At 52.1% G+C, this 12,993-nt stretch carries 16 protein-coding genes and 6 pseudogenes; 17 read left to right on the top strand and 5 right to left on the bottom strand.

Features of this window, described 5'->3' with window-relative positions; genetic code table 11:
- On the bottom strand, positions 1-279 hold a 279-nt coding region (locus HMPREF0908_RS11005), incomplete at its 3' end, for a hypothetical protein (protein ID WP_006689664.1).
- Positions 280-302: 23 nt separating this feature from the next.
- Positions 303-956 carry a hypothetical protein gene (locus HMPREF0908_RS11080; protein ID WP_006689663.1) on the bottom strand — a complete coding sequence of 218 codons (654 nt, stop codon included), beginning with the start codon at positions 954-956 and terminating at the stop codon, positions 303-305.
- Here HMPREF0908_RS11080 and HMPREF0908_RS01580 point away from each other — a divergent pair.
- Together HMPREF0908_RS01580 and HMPREF0908_RS10495 are read left to right on the top strand one after the other, a co-directional pair.
- Positions 954-2,012 (top strand): annotated as a pseudogene (locus HMPREF0908_RS01580) (recombinase family protein); the annotation flags it as partial. The gene HMPREF0908_RS11080 and the pseudogene HMPREF0908_RS01580 overlap by 3 nt on opposite strands.
- Positions 2,013-2,227: 215 nt before the next feature.
- A pseudogene (locus tag HMPREF0908_RS10495) lies at positions 2,228-2,709 on the top strand (terminase TerL endonuclease subunit); the annotation flags it as partial.
- Between the two features lie 8 nt (positions 2,710-2,717).
- Here the strand turns inward: HMPREF0908_RS10495 and HMPREF0908_RS01565 are convergent.
- Together HMPREF0908_RS01565 and HMPREF0908_RS01560 are read right to left on the bottom strand one after the other, a co-directional pair.
- A complete protein-coding gene (locus tag HMPREF0908_RS01565; RefSeq protein ID WP_006689660.1) occupies positions 2,718-3,098 on the bottom strand; it encodes a hypothetical protein in 381 nt (126 codons plus the stop codon).
- Between the two features lie 2 nt (positions 3,099-3,100).
- Positions 3,101-3,346, bottom strand: coding sequence for a hypothetical protein (locus HMPREF0908_RS01560; protein WP_006689659.1), 246 nt, complete (start codon positions 3,344-3,346; stop codon positions 3,101-3,103).
- Between the two features lie 139 nt (positions 3,347-3,485).
- Between HMPREF0908_RS01560 and HMPREF0908_RS01555 the strand changes: the two are divergent.
- From HMPREF0908_RS01555 to HMPREF0908_RS01520, 8 genes and pseudogenes are all read left to right on the top strand, one after another.
- Positions 3,486-3,707: pseudogene (locus tag HMPREF0908_RS01555) on the top strand (phage portal protein); the annotation flags it as partial.
- Between the two features lie 204 nt (positions 3,708-3,911).
- A complete protein-coding gene (locus HMPREF0908_RS01550; protein ID WP_006689657.1) occupies positions 3,912-4,292 on the top strand; it encodes a winged helix-turn-helix transcriptional regulator in 381 nt (126 codons plus the stop codon).
- A gap of 6 nt (positions 4,293-4,298) precedes the next feature.
- Positions 4,299-4,937: a DsbA family oxidoreductase gene (locus HMPREF0908_RS01545; protein WP_006689656.1), complete on the top strand. Its 639-nt coding sequence runs from the start codon at positions 4,299-4,301 to the stop codon at positions 4,935-4,937.
- Positions 4,938-5,039: 102 nt separating this feature from the next.
- A pseudogene (locus HMPREF0908_RS11390) lies at positions 5,040-5,204 on the top strand (helix-turn-helix domain-containing protein); the annotation flags it as partial.
- 155 nt (positions 5,205-5,359) lie between these two features.
- Positions 5,360-5,593 (top strand): annotated as a pseudogene (locus tag HMPREF0908_RS10485) (recombinase zinc ribbon domain-containing protein); the annotation flags it as partial.
- A gap of 132 nt (positions 5,594-5,725) precedes the next feature.
- Positions 5,726-6,823 (top strand): YifB family Mg chelatase-like AAA ATPase, encoded by a 1,098-nt coding sequence (locus HMPREF0908_RS01530; protein ID WP_006689654.1) that lies wholly within the window; start codon positions 5,726-5,728, stop codon positions 6,821-6,823.
- 123 nt (positions 6,824-6,946) lie between these two features.
- Entirely contained in the window at positions 6,947-7,252 is a 306-nt protein-coding gene (locus tag HMPREF0908_RS01525; RefSeq protein WP_006689653.1) for a nucleotidyltransferase family protein, read from the top strand.
- Positions 7,249-7,611, top strand: a complete 363-nt coding sequence (locus HMPREF0908_RS01520; RefSeq protein ID WP_006689652.1) for a HepT-like ribonuclease domain-containing protein — start codon at positions 7,249-7,251, stop codon at positions 7,609-7,611. Before HMPREF0908_RS01525 ends, HMPREF0908_RS01520 begins: the two co-directional genes overlap by 4 nt.
- 97 nt (positions 7,612-7,708) lie before the next feature.
- Here the strand turns inward: HMPREF0908_RS01520 and HMPREF0908_RS01515 are convergent, their stop codons facing one another.
- Complete coding sequence (locus tag HMPREF0908_RS01515) at positions 7,709-8,143, bottom strand: MerR family transcriptional regulator (protein ID WP_006689651.1); 435 nt, start codon at positions 8,141-8,143, stop codon at positions 7,709-7,711.
- Positions 8,144-8,292: 149 nt separating this feature from the next.
- Between HMPREF0908_RS01515 and HMPREF0908_RS01510 the strand changes: the two genes are divergently transcribed.
- The 7 genes and pseudogenes from HMPREF0908_RS01510 to HMPREF0908_RS11000 form a co-directional block, all read left to right on the top strand.
- A complete protein-coding gene (locus HMPREF0908_RS01510; RefSeq protein ID WP_245522887.1) occupies positions 8,293-9,351 on the top strand; it encodes an alpha/beta hydrolase in 1,059 nt (352 codons plus the stop codon).
- 51 nt (positions 9,352-9,402) lie between these two features.
- A complete protein-coding gene (locus HMPREF0908_RS01505) occupies positions 9,403-10,482 on the top strand; it encodes an alpha/beta hydrolase (RefSeq protein WP_245522886.1) in 1,080 nt (359 codons plus the stop codon).
- Positions 10,483-10,552: 70 nt separating this feature from the next.
- Positions 10,553-10,933, top strand: a complete 381-nt coding sequence (locus HMPREF0908_RS01500) for a carboxylesterase family protein (protein ID WP_342626109.1) — start codon at positions 10,553-10,555, stop codon at positions 10,931-10,933.
- Positions 10,934-10,981: 48 nt separating this feature from the next.
- A complete protein-coding gene (locus HMPREF0908_RS01495; protein ID WP_006689646.1) occupies positions 10,982-11,635 on the top strand; it encodes a flavodoxin in 654 nt (217 codons plus the stop codon).
- A 12-nt stretch (positions 11,636-11,647) separates the two neighbouring features.
- Complete coding sequence (locus tag HMPREF0908_RS01490) at positions 11,648-12,505, top strand: aldo/keto reductase (RefSeq protein ID WP_006689645.1); 858 nt, start codon at positions 11,648-11,650, stop codon at positions 12,503-12,505.
- A gap of 19 nt (positions 12,506-12,524) precedes the next feature.
- Positions 12,525-12,677, top strand: coding sequence for a hypothetical protein (locus HMPREF0908_RS10890; protein ID WP_006689644.1), 153 nt, complete (start codon positions 12,525-12,527; stop codon positions 12,675-12,677).
- Positions 12,674-12,993 (top strand): annotated as a pseudogene (locus HMPREF0908_RS11000) (alpha/beta hydrolase); the annotation flags it as partial. The gene HMPREF0908_RS10890 and the pseudogene HMPREF0908_RS11000, both read left to right, overlap by 4 nt.

Here is a 12,993-nt window from a genome sequence, read left to right as displayed (position 1 = left end):
TTTGAGTAGAACAGAATCCTGCACTTCAAACAGCGTCCATTTTGCATAAAAATCTGTTCCGTATTCTTTATCTAAAAAGCCAAGTGTTTTACACCGGTTCTCTTCCTCTGTACTTTGATAGGAAATAACGGAGTAGGGGAAAATTATCTTAATGCCGCGACTGTCATCGCGTGCCATTAAGGTAATCTCCAAGCCATCACAAGTTTCGATCAATTTCTCTGTATACATCTTTCCAGGAAGATCCGACACTGGCTTCCATTGACTCCATTTTCCATACATTGTATTTTCCTCCAAATCTATAATTAGTCGTTGTACCTTATTTTTATCCGTGTATTATTAGGCTGAATGATTTCTAGAGTAGGATGCCCTTCTGAGCTATTCTCTCGTACATTCACATCCCTGCCATCACGCAGTTTCCCTGTTTTTATCTTTCCTCTTTCACCTGTTCTATCTTTAACACTTCCTTCTTCTAAATCTAATGAGTTGAAGTCTTTTTCTGCATGGTCATATCCTCCTGTCTTATCGTATTGTTCTGCCCGTCTTTTTGGAGGTCTAGGTATTGCTTTTTCCAGTATCTTGTCTACCGAGTCGTTTGCATTTTTGCCAGACGTACCGGCACTAAATCTTGAAAGGTCATCGGCAAGGTTTTGCTTGCCTGTCCAACGGTTATTGCTCCGTGTGTTGCCATAGTGGCTCCAGTGGCTGCCACTGCAGGAATAGCAGGACTTGCTACAACGATAATTCTCCGTACTTACCGTCATATCCTTCTCGCTTTGAAGTTTCTTAGTGTCAAGCGAGATGTTCTCGCCCGCAGAGAGAAGAACACTGTCGTTTTTGTCCAGTGCGGCAAGTGTCGCTCCTGCAAGAGCAATGTTCTTTCCTGCGCTCACAACAAAGGCGGGATCCGTTTCGGCAAGATACTTTGTCGTGCTTGCTGGATGGACACGGTAGAGCACGCTGAGGGCAAGACCAGTGTGGGCTACAGTGCCTTTCTCGGCTATGACAAGGATTTCAAAATCAACGAGGAACAGGCGCAAGTGGTGAAGCTCATCTACAAACTCTTCCTTGGCGGGCGATCCTCCTACGCCATCACTAAGGAACTGGAGAAGCGCGGCCTCAAATCCCCATCGGGAAAGGACAAGTGGTACATTTCCACAGTGCGCTCCATCCTCACCAACGAGAAGTATCGTGGCGATGCGCTGATCCAGAAAGAGTATACGGCGGACTTCCTCGATAAGACGCGACGGAAGAATACGGGTGAGATTCCGCAGTACTATGTGGAGGAACATCACGAGGCGATTATTCCGCCGGACTTGTTCGACTTTGTGCAATCGGAGATAAAACGCAGAGAGCAGAACGGCAAGCACAGCGGCGTGAGCATCTTCGCGAACAAAATCAAATGCGGCTGCTGCGGCGGTTGGTACGGAGCGAAGGTATGGCACTCGACCGACAAATACCGCAGAGTCATCTATCGCTGCAACAAGAAATACGCCCACAAGGGCAAGCCATGCAGTACAAGGCATCTGACAGAGGAGGAGATCAAACAGATTTTCGTCAAGGCTCTGAACTCCTTGGTGGAAGTCAAAGAGAACGTAATTGCGGAACTCCGATCCCTGATTGACGACGTTTGCCAAACGGTAGAGCTGACGGAGGAACGTAACAGAGTAGAGCAGGGACTTTGTGTTTTGGCAGAACGGATCGAAATACTGATTCAGGAGAATGCGCGGGTGGCACAGGATCAGAATGCGTATCTGAAACAGGAAAATGAGATTCGCGGACTCTATGTGGAAAAGCAGGGAAATTTGGAAAAATTGGACGACCAAATCGCCGAGAGGGAGAGCAAGAGAAAGACCTTGGAGACCATGATTCAAGTGGTATGTGGTATCAACGAGGAGCAGGTTGAGTTTGACGAGGAGCTATGGGGCGGACTACTCGATCACATTGTGGTCAAGGAGGACGGCACGGTAGTCGTTGTTTTCAAGGGAGGGATTGAGATTGGTGTTGGGGGATGAGTGCCTCTAGAAAAAATAGATTCCATTATGCTCCCCATCCTACATTATAGTCAGATGCACATTCCTTTTCAAAGAGAATGAGATTTTGGATATCGTAAAGCAGAACTGCATCACCACATTCGGTGGTTCTGTAGGAAAATCGGCATGGAGCGCCTACCGCGCTCAAGGGATGATGAAGATTACCGTTCTGGATGCTGACCTCATAGCAAGGAAGCAACATAGATTTCCGAATCTCGTCTGTATGGAAACTATCTGGTTATCATAAATCCGGAGAAAATGACGTACATTACGGCTTTATCGAGGCGTTTATTGAGCGGCTTAGCGAGAAGTACAACATCCGCGAAATTGTCTTTGAGCGACGTGACGCGGTACAGATGGTGCAAAACCTCGAGGGGATGAGCTTCACCGTTGTTCCATTCGGGTAGGGCTTTAAGGATATGGGGGCACCAACCAAGGAGTTGATGAAGCTGACGCTGGAAAAGAAATAGCGCACGGCGGGCATCCCGTCATGCGCTGGATGGCAGACAATATATTCATTCGCACCGACCCTGCAGGAAACATCAAGGCGGACAAGGAGAAATCCACCGAGAAGATCGACGGCGTGATCGTGCTTATCATGGCGCTTGACCGTGCGATTCGGTGTGGGAATGATACCTCCGCATGTGTCTATGATGAGCGAGGAATTTTGTTGCTGTGAATTAGTGTTTATTCGAGCGGTTCCAGTTTTGACAGCGTGACCTTGTCGTATGCACCGTTTTTCTTATCTTCGGGATGGGGTTCCAATCCGATGATGGTAATATCTTTCTGCTCTGGGCCATACACCCAATACATTCGCATGGCGCGACTGGTTCGGTTCTCCAAATATGACTGCCAGACCTTTTGTCCGTACCGTCTGGTTAAATCTTGGATTTCGTGTGTATGGAGGCTTGGATAGAATGGATTGGAAGCAAGAAGTTTTAATGCTTTGCCCCATTTTTTATAAAGGTTGGCATCTGCTTTTGAAATACTTCCATCCATGCTCTCTTTGTGCAGACGCATCCACAGTTCAAGCATTTCAGGAATACCCATATGAATCGAAAAATCCATATTCAGAATCCGGAGAGGTCAATCGGTGCAGAAACTTTTCCTGCATTCAGATTGCGGATGGATTCATCCATCATCTGTAGCGTACGTTTCGATATTTCCTCTGGACGAACCAGTTCTCGCGGCTCTAGCAGGATAATGCCGTTATCGTATTCCTGTACTTCGTAATAATCATATTTAGCACCGCGCAGTGTCAGACGTTTCTTTGCATCCAAGTGAGCCTGATAGCGACCTTTGATTGCAGCTTGCATACATATTCCTCCGTTCTAAGGAGTGGGATTTCCCACATTTGATATGGTTAGTATAAATCAAATTCGAATATTGTGCAAGACATGGGGATTGGGAGATTGCAGCGGACATAAAAATTACAAACCTGAAATGGAGGTTTCCATGAACTTCTTCACAAAACTCTTCCGTTCACGGGACAAGCCCAAGAATCACCTCGGCGGCTTGTCCTTTTTGTTTGGACAGACAGCGGCGGGCAAGGCGGTCAATGAGAGGACTGCGATGCAGACAACAGCGGTTTACGCTTGCGTGCGCATCCTTGCCGAATCCATCGCAGGATTGCCGCTCCACGTCTATAAATACAAAGGGCAGGGAAAAGAGCGTGTGTATCTACCTCACTTTCGTTGGATTTTCTATATATTTTCATTATACTACAGTCCACCCAATAATATGATCAGAAACACATAAAAAACACTAACTTTAATTTTTCGACTTGCATTAACAAAAGAACTGTGCTATTATTTCTAACAGGTCGTATGAACGATATGCAGACAGAAGGGAATCACCATGACAAAGCCCCCCCATCGACAGATGAACAAATTCGGTTCTTGTCCCTTTGCTACGGCGCAAAAACTCATCGCAGGGAAATGGGCGATCCTCATCATGCGTACCCTTGCCGCCGGTGCAAGGCGCTTTGGCGAAATTCAAAAGGAAGTCGGCGCAACACAGGCGACACTTGCCACACAGCTGAAAACGCTTGAATATGAAGGCCTGCTGACACGCACCGCCTTCCCCGAAGTCCCGCCGCGCGTCGAATACGAGCTGACGCCAATCGGTTACGCGTTCACCCCCGTCCTCGATTGTATTGAAGTGTGGGGAAACCGCTACATCGACTATCTGCATCAACACACGACACAGGCAGAATCTCTGCCGCAGGAAGAACCCACTCTATCATCACATAACGAAAGGTGATGCCACATGAAAATCACATATTGGTCCGACTACGCCTGTCCCTTCTGCTACATCGGAGAGACACGCATGAAAAAAGCCATTGCCGCGATGGACACCACCGAGCCGATTGAACTTGAAATGAAAGCGTTCCAGCTTGATCCAAATGCACCGCGAAAATCCGTAGGCAACATGACCGACCTCTTCGTACGCAAGTACGGATTCTCGCCAGATGAAGCAGAAAAGCGCATCGACAGCATTACTGCCATGGGCAGACAGGAAGGACTGAACTTCAACTTTGTCGATGCCCAGTTTGTCAACACCGTGGATGCACATCGTTTGACCAAGTATGCACAAAGCAAAGAGCCGGAGAAAGCCGACCGTCTTATCGAGGTTCTCATGGATGCCTATTTCGGCAAAAATGCCGCCCTCTCCGAACCCGATGTTCTGCGCTGTGCGGCACAGTCGGCAGGTCTTAATATGGAAGAAGCGGAAAAAGTGATCAAGTTCGACACGCTCTATCTGGACGAAGTGCAGCAGGATGAAACGGAGGCCTATATGCGTGGCGTCAGCTCCGTGCCGCTCTTTATCATCGGTGATGAACGCATTGCCGGCGCAGACAGCATCACACGGATGAAAGCCGCACTCCAAAAGGCACTGGAAAAATAATTTTTATAGGTTGTAAAATCAAGTTGCACAGGAAAAATTCCATAGCGGAAGCCTTATGGTAAAATAGAGTTGAACAGACCAATCTACCAAAGGAGTCACGCTATGGAACAACTAGAATGTACCACAAAATCGGAGCATCGCAAAGGGGCACATCTCACTTATGAAGAGCGCGTCATCATCCAGATCAGACATAGAGACGGACGCTCCCTTCGCAGCATCGCACAGGAGATCGGCTGCGCGCCCAACACCGTACACAACGAACTGAGGCGGGGCAGAGTTCTGCTCCACAACGGGAAGCGCGTGGGATACAGAGCTGTCAACGGTCAGGAAGTATACGAGAGCAACCGCGAACACTGCGGACGCCCCTCGTTGCATGAAAGCAAGAAAGCATTTCTCTCCTATGTAGTGAAGATGTTTCAGGAGATCCCTTCACCAACAAAGTGTACTGCGCCTCCTGCGGCAGCAAGTGTGAGCGTGACACTTGGACGAAGGGAACTAAGGTGTGGTCTTGCAGTCAGCCGCGCACGAAATGCGGATTGAAACGGCTGCCCGAATCCGAACTCAAGGAAGCGGCAGAATCCTTGTTCGGTGACTGCTACGAGGGCAAGATCGTGCAGAACGTCGAGCGGGTTTCCATATCCGATATGGTTCCATAAACCCATACAAAAGAGATTCCATTCGCTCCACTTAGCGCCTGGAATCTCTTTTCTTTTGCAAAGAATCATTAGGCATCTTCCCCTCTCCTGTGTTATAATTTTCTTATATTTGAAACGTGGGAGGGAAGGCTGTTGTTTGCAAAGACCTATGGTGCGACGACCCTCGGGATTGACGGACGAATTATCGACGTTGAGGTGGATGTGTCGCCCGGGCTGCCGGGTTTTGAGCTGGTCGGGCTTCCTGATACGTCGGTGAAGGAGTCAAAGGAGCGGGTACGCACGGCGATTCGGAACTCCGGCATTCAGCTGCGGCAGGAACGGGTAACGGTGAATCTTGCGCCCGCCGATGTGCGAAAGGACAGCTCCGGGCTTGATCTGCCGATTGCCGTTGGTCTCCTTGCATCCTACGGTATGGTTCCGGAGACGGCAGTGCAGGGTGCACTTTTCTCAGCGGAGCTTTCTCTTGACGGGAACTGCCGTCCGATTAGCGGCATCCTTCCAATGGCGATTACGGCGCGTGAGCGGGGACTTACGGAGTTCTATGTTGCGCCGTCCAATGCAGACGAGGCACTCCTCATTGACGGACTGAAGGTCTATGCGGTCGAGAATCTGGCGCAGCTCGTGCGCCATCTGACGGGCACGGAGACGCTGACTCCCGCTGTGCCACAAGCAACAGAACAGAAAAAGGACGCCGCCTTCACCGATGACTTTGCAGACGTACAGGGGCAGTATCAGGCGAAGCGTGCACTTGAGATTGCAGCGGCGGGAGGGCATAATGTCCTGATGGTCGGCGTACCCGGCTCGGGCAAGACGATGCTGGCACGCCGGATGCCTTCGATTTTGCCGGAGCTGACGAAGGAAGAAGCCATCGAGATCACGAAGATTTACAGCATCTCGGGGCTGCTCGGCAAGGATACGGGGCTTGTGACCACGCGTCCCTTCCGCAGTCCGCACCATACATCCTCGATGGTGGCGATGATCGGCGGCGGGAGCATCCCGCGTCCGGGCGAGGTGACACTCGCCCATCACGGCGTGCTCTTTCTCGATGAGCTGCCGGAGTTCAGCAAGAAGACACTTGAGGTGCTGCGCGAGCCGATTGAGGATCGCCAGATTACCGTGTCGCGTGCCAATGCAACACTGACGTTTCCCTCTAGTATCATTTTGGTAGCGGCAATGAACGAAGTAACGTCGATAACGATACAATGTAATGATAGACGAAATGCCGCCTAACTTTTCAGGATGAAGCAAGAGTGTCCTGATCGTGGTTCTTGCCAGCATCGTATGGCAATCAGAGGAAAAGGGGAAGAGCTGCGCGGTTATGTGATATAATGATATGAGTGAATAGGAGGGATTATGATGCAGAAGCCTGTATTTACAATGGAACATATCGTTGCGAAGGTAAAACCACTTGCTGATAAATACCATGTGAAAGAAATTTATTTGTTTGGCTCATATGCGAGAGGTGAAGCAGACGAAAATAGTGATTTGGATTTTTTGATTTACGGTGGAGAAAAGTTTAAGCGAACGATGATTTTTGCTCTGGCAGAGGATTTGCGAGAGACGCTAGAGAAAAAAGTAGATGTTTTTGAGATCGGTGAAGTCAATCCGGACAGTAATTTCTACAAAACAATTATGAAAGAAAAGGTTTTGGTGGCATGAAGTATTCCGATCGACAAAGAGTTCAAAAGATCTATGACTATGCCGTTCGGTTGCAGGAATATATCCTAAAAAATAGCATTGAAAAAGAAGCACTGATGACACAGCTGCCGTTGCAGTGGCTTGTCACAACGCCGCTATATAATATGGGGGAGCATAGCCATAACTTGACCCCGGAGTATAAAGCGAAACATAATGAGATTCCATGGGCGATGATTGCAGGCTTGCGGCATCGTCTTGTGCATGATTATGATGGAACAAACTGGAATATTATAGCGGAAGTCGTTTTTGAAGAATTACCAATCTTGATAAGACAGTTAGAGACGTGCTTGACGGAAAAAGAGAATACGGATGCTGTATGACAGCAAATGACGATTCTCTAGGAAATTGTATCATCACATAAAAATGACTGCCGCATAAGGAAACGTATCCTTGTGCAGCGGTTATTTTCTTATGGAATCACCCATGTGCAGAGTTCTCTTCTGCAGATTCTGCATCCGCTTCATTCGGGAGAAAATTGCTGATGTAGGGCGTGCGCCCTGCGAGCACATCGTCATAGAATCCCTGCTTCCAGTCAATGTAGTCGATGGATGCTTGGACAGCAGTGAGCCGATCGACGAGTTCCGCACGCTTGCCTGCAAGGAGTTCTTTGCGCTCGGGGATGGTGGGGACGCCGCCGAGACAGAGTGCGAGGTATTCCTTCATTTCGGCAAGTCTCATGCCGCAGTTTCTGAGGCAGATAAGGCTTTTCAGCCACCCAATATCGTGATTGTCGAAAACACGGTGATTGTGTGCGTCACGCTTGACGTTCGGCAGAAGGCCCTGATTGCAGTAGAATTTCAGGGTCTCATAGCTCATTCCTGTCGCTTCACAGGCTCCCTTCATTGTATACATGATTTTCCTCCAAAAAATTTCAAAAAGGGCTTGCGCGGTAGCTGCTACCGCCTGTTATGATAGCATTGTACTACGGATGGCAGGGCAGGGCAAGTCCTCTCCGAGGAGATCTGTTTTAGGAGGATGATATCATACGAACACAGTATGCTTTGACGGCAGCACTTTTGGTGAGTCTATTTATGGGGAGTGTCGAGGCACTGAGCCGTCCCGTGACGATCGAGGATCAGGGCAGCTTTATGGCGGGCGGCGTGACAATTACCGCGCCCGGCGTATACAAGGACAGCGAACCGACGAACTACGACGGTGAGACACTGCACGGCGATGCCGCCTATGTTTTCTGGCAGCGTCCCGTGAATGCGCGGAAGAATGCGCTCATTTTCCTGCACGGCTACGGGCAGTCGGGCAAGACGTGGGAGACAACGCCCGACGGGCGCGATGGCTTCCAGAACATCTTTCTCGCAGACGGATGGACGACCTACATTGTCGACGAGCCGCGCCGTGGGCGTGCAGGACAGTCGACCGTGCCCGCAGAGCTCAAGGCACAGCCGCAGGATCAGCTTTGGTTCAACAACTTCCGCATCGGGCAGTACCCGATGATCTTCGATGGCATGGCGTTCCCGCGCGACGAGGAGTCGCTGCGGCAGTTCTTCCATCAGATGACACCCGACACGGGAAAATTCGATGTGGAGGTTGTCGCAAAGGCGATGGAGGCGGTCATTGACCGTACGGGCGATAATGTCCTCATCACGCACTCGGCGGGCGGCGGTCCGGGGTGGCTCGCGGCGATTCGCAGTCCCAAAGTGAAGGGCGTGATCGCTCTCGAACCGGGTACGTTCCCGTTCCCGCCGGGCGAGGTGCCTGTGGTTGAGGAGACAACAAGCCCGTTCCCCGCGCGCGGAATGGAGGTGACGGCGGAGGAGTTCGAGGCTCTTCTGAAAACGCCGATGGTCGTCTATTTCGGCGACAAGATCCCGACGGGCGATAAGCCGCACGAAATCTGGGGGCTCGACAACTGGCGCACGCGGCTGAACCTCGCAAGCCGCTGGGCGGAGGTCGTGCGGACACATGGCGGCGATGCGGAGATTATCGTTCTGCCCGATGTTGGCATCAAAGGAAACACGCACTTCCTCATGTCCGACCTCAACAACGCAGAGGTCGCGGCGGAGATGGAGCGATGGATGCACGAGAAGGGCTTGGATAAAAAGTAATAATCATTTGGGGATTTGGGAAAGGAAGTTTTACCAATGAAAAAATCAATCATGAAATCAGCACTTTTGATGTCTCTCGGACTCTTTGCATTCGGGGGCGGCGGTGCCTCGGCGAGCGAGAGCAAGCGTCCGAACGAGAATCCGTTCGGGCTCGTCTATCAGGGCGCACTGACGGAGAATGTCACGGGCAAGGTGAACATCCGCCCCGTAACGTACGAAGTGGAGGGCATCGAGGTTGCCGCGAATCTCTACCTTCCCGCAGACTACGATGAAACGAGCGACAAGAAATATGCTGCCGTGACCGTGGCGCATCCCAACGGCGCGAGCAAGGAGCAGGTGGCAGGGCTGTATGCACAGCGACTGGCGGAGCTTGGATACATCGCCCTTGCCTGCGATGCACGCTATCAGGGCGCGAGCGGCGGCACGCCGAGACTGAGGGACTATCCCTCGAACCGCATCGAGGATGTCAGCGGCATGGTGGACTATCTGTCTCAGCTGCCGAAGGTGGACAAGACCCGCATCGGTGCGCTCGGCATTTGCGGCGGCGGCGGCTATACACTCGCGGCGGCGCAGACCGACAAGCGCATCAAGGCGGTTGCCGCGCTGTCGATGTTCAACTCCGGCAGGGTGCGTCGGAACGGTTTCCAGGATGCGGACATCAAGGGCATCCAGACACGTCTGCAAAAGGCAGCGGATGCACGGGAGAAGGAGCTCGCAGGGGAAATTGTCTATGAGGGATTCCTCCCGCCGAACGCCACCGATGAACAGCTCCGCGCCAAGATGGCGGAGCTTCCCGAAAACACGCTCTATCGCGACGGCATCGAATACTACGGCCTCTCCCACCGTCATCCGAACGCTACGGGAATCTACACCACCGAATCCTTTATGAAGCTCATGGCGTTTGATGTGGAGGATCGTATGGAGCTGATCAATCAGCCCCTCCTGATGATTGCAGGCGAGAAGGCGGACACCCTCTATATGACGAAGGATGCCTTTGCCAAGGCGACCGGCACGGAAAACAAAGAGCTTTTCCTGATTCCGGACGCGAGCCACATCCGTACCTACTGGGTGCCTGAGTACGTGGATCAGGCGGTGGCGCAGCTCCAGATGTTCTACGCAAAGAATCTTTGATGGAATGAGATGATGTCGATGAAAAAGGGCAAGAGCTTTATCGCGGCGGCGACTATGTCGCTCGGCCTCACTGTCGGCTCCGCGTGGGCAATGCCGCTTCCCCTCGGCACAGATATATCGGATCGCTTTCATGGGACGGTACACAAAAATGACCTCATTGCCACCGATGAGACATATGTCCTACCACACGGCAGAGATTCCCTTTGTATTTCACAACATTGACCGCGCGGAGAAAAGCATCGGCGGAAGCGCGGAGGCAAAGAAAATCGAAGCGCAGATGAGCCGCGCTTGGATTCATTTCGCCCGCACGGGAAAACCCGAAGCGCCCGGCATGCCGAATTGGGATGCCTATACACTGCAAGGAGGCGCAACCATGATGTTTGACGCTGATACGAAGCTCGTATATCACCACGATGCAGAATTATTGAAACTGCTCGCACTTGCGCAATAGATTTGGCAAAGTAAACATATGGGAATCGAATGAAATGGAGGTCATGACATGAGAACCCTATTGACAATCCTGATGACGACGATGATGCTGCTGCTGACAGCGTGCGGCGGAGGCAATGCGCAAACGGGCGCAGATACTTCTGCACAGAAAGAAACACAGACGACAGCATCTGCACGAAGCGATCAGCGTGTCCTTGTCGTGTACTTCTCGCGCGCCGACGAAAACACAGGCGGTGTCGGCTACATCGAGAAGGGAAACACAAAGATTCTTGCAGAGATGATCGCCGAACGCACGCACGGTGACATCTTTGAAATCAAGACCGTCAAGCCGTATCCGAAGGAATACCGTCCCGCGACGGAAGCCGCCAAGCAAGAGAAGGAAGAAAACGCCCGTCCTGAAATCGTCGGCGAGCTGCCCGATCTCAGCAAGTACGATGTCGTCTTTCTCGGTTATCCGATCTGGTGGAGCGACATGCCGATGCCTGTCTACACCTTCCTCGATCGGGAGAATTTCGCGGGCAAGATCATCCTGCCGTTCTGCACACATGAAGGGAGCGGGCTCTCTGATACGCAGCGGTCGATTGCGGACGTGACAAAGGCGGATGTCAGGGAGGGCTTTGCACTCCAGGGACATATCGCGCAGAAGTCGCCCGAGGAGGCGCGGACGGCACTCTATGAATGGATGTCGAAACAAGGATATTAAGGAGGATTTCAAATGGCAGTGGAAAATGTAAAACTCAATAATGGCGTAATGATGCCGCTTGAAGGCTTCGGCGTGTTCCAGATTCCCGACCTTGCAGAGTGTGAGCGCGTGACCATCGAGGCGATTCGGCAGGGCTACCGCCTGATCGACACGGCGGCAGCATATCAGAACGAGGAGGCGGTGGGTGCGGCGATTGCAAAGTCGGGTGTGCCGCGTGAGGAACTGTTCATCACAACGAAGCTCTGGGTGCAGGATATCTCCTATGAGGCGGCGGGTACGGCGTTTGAGCGTTCCCTGCAAAAACTCGGGTTGGACTATCTCGATCTCTACCTCATTCATCAGCCGATGGGGGATTTCTTCGGCGCGTGGCGGCGGCTCGAGGAGCTGCACCGCGCGGGGAAGATTCGGGCGATCGGCGTGTCGAACTTCTATCCTGCCGTGCTTGCGAACTTCTGTGAGACGGTGGAGATAAAGCCAATGGTGAATCAGGTGGAGCTGCATCCGTTCTTTCAGCAGGAGGCGGCACTCGCGACGATGAAGGAGTACGGTGTCGTGCCGCAGGCATGGGGACCGCTCGCCGAGGGCAAACACGGCATCTTTACGCATCCCGTACTGACGAAGATCGGGGAGAAGTACGGAAAGACGGCGGCGCAGGTGGCACTCCGCTGGAATACGCAGCGTGGCGTGTCGATCCTGCCGAAGTCCGTGCGTGCTGAGCGCATCGCGGTAAATCTCGATATCTGGGACTTTGCGCTGAATGAGGCGGAGATGGCAGAGATCGCAAAACTCGACCTCGGGCACAGCGAGATCGTCAACCACGACGACCCTGCGTTTGTGAAATGGCTGCACGAGCGCAGGATTCACGATTGAGGCATAGCGAAGAATAGAAATGAGGGAACGTAGTGGTGACGGTATGCGGCTTTTCGTCTGCAGCATCATCGCAGCAGCGGCGGCTATGCTGTGCTTCGGCAGCTGTTTATCCTTTGCGCGGGAGGCAGACAACATACAGACCGGCACCGATGCAGCGGAGGAGAGGAGATGAGCGTGTTTTCAGCAGAGTCCCGTGTGGAGGATGTGGCAAGGGCACTCCTGTTTGCACCGTACGGTCGGCTGCTCTTTCCCGTACAGAGCGGGTACATGGATGGCGATACGCTCGGCAGTCTGCGCCTGGCATGGTATTCTCACATCTCGCCTGCGCGAACCGTGGCAGTTGTGAATCGGCTTGCGGCAGACGCAGCGGCGGGGCATCGGATTTTCTATCCGATCTACACAGAGGAGGAGATGCGGCGCGACCCCGCGAAGCGTGATACAGGGCTGTTTTTCTTTCGTGGGCGAACGGGAGCGCCTGTCGCCGTCGT

Source organism: Centipeda flueggei ATCC 43531 (assembly GCF_000160695.1).
GTDB classification, from domain to species: Bacteria; Bacillota; Negativicutes; order Selenomonadales; family Selenomonadaceae; genus Centipeda; species Centipeda flueggei.
This window is presented reverse-complemented; position numbering and strand designations above follow the sequence as displayed.

Excerpts from the sequence above, each read along its gene's own strand:
- HMPREF0908_RS01565 (WP_006689660.1), bottom strand. The coding sequence starts at position 3,098 with ATGGATTTTTCGATTCATATGGGTATTCCTGAAATGCTTGAACTGTGG.
- HMPREF0908_RS01560 (WP_006689659.1), bottom strand. The coding sequence starts at position 3,346 with ATGCAAGCTGCAATCAAAGGTCGCTATCAGGCTCACTTGGATGCAAAG.
- HMPREF0908_RS01550 (WP_006689657.1), top strand. The coding sequence starts at position 3,912 with ATGAACAAATTCGGTTCTTGTCCCTTTGCTACGGCGCAAAAACTCATC.
- HMPREF0908_RS01545 (WP_006689656.1), top strand. The coding sequence starts at position 4,299 with ATGAAAATCACATATTGGTCCGACTACGCCTGTCCCTTCTGCTACATC.
- HMPREF0908_RS01525 (WP_006689653.1), top strand. The coding sequence starts at position 6,947 with ATGATGCAGAAGCCTGTATTTACAATGGAACATATCGTTGCGAAGGTA.
- HMPREF0908_RS01520 (WP_006689652.1), top strand. The coding sequence starts at position 7,249 with ATGAAGTATTCCGATCGACAAAGAGTTCAAAAGATCTATGACTATGCC.
- HMPREF0908_RS01515 (WP_006689651.1), bottom strand. The coding sequence starts at position 8,143 with ATGTATACAATGAAGGGAGCCTGTGAAGCGACAGGAATGAGCTATGAG.
- HMPREF0908_RS01505 (WP_245522886.1), top strand. The coding sequence starts at position 9,403 with ATGAAATCAGCACTTTTGATGTCTCTCGGACTCTTTGCATTCGGGGGC.
- HMPREF0908_RS01495 (WP_006689646.1), top strand. The coding sequence starts at position 10,982 with ATGAGAACCCTATTGACAATCCTGATGACGACGATGATGCTGCTGCTG.
- HMPREF0908_RS01490 (WP_006689645.1), top strand. The coding sequence starts at position 11,648 with ATGGCAGTGGAAAATGTAAAACTCAATAATGGCGTAATGATGCCGCTT.
- HMPREF0908_RS10890 (WP_006689644.1), top strand. The coding sequence starts at position 12,525 with ATGAGGGAACGTAGTGGTGACGGTATGCGGCTTTTCGTCTGCAGCATC.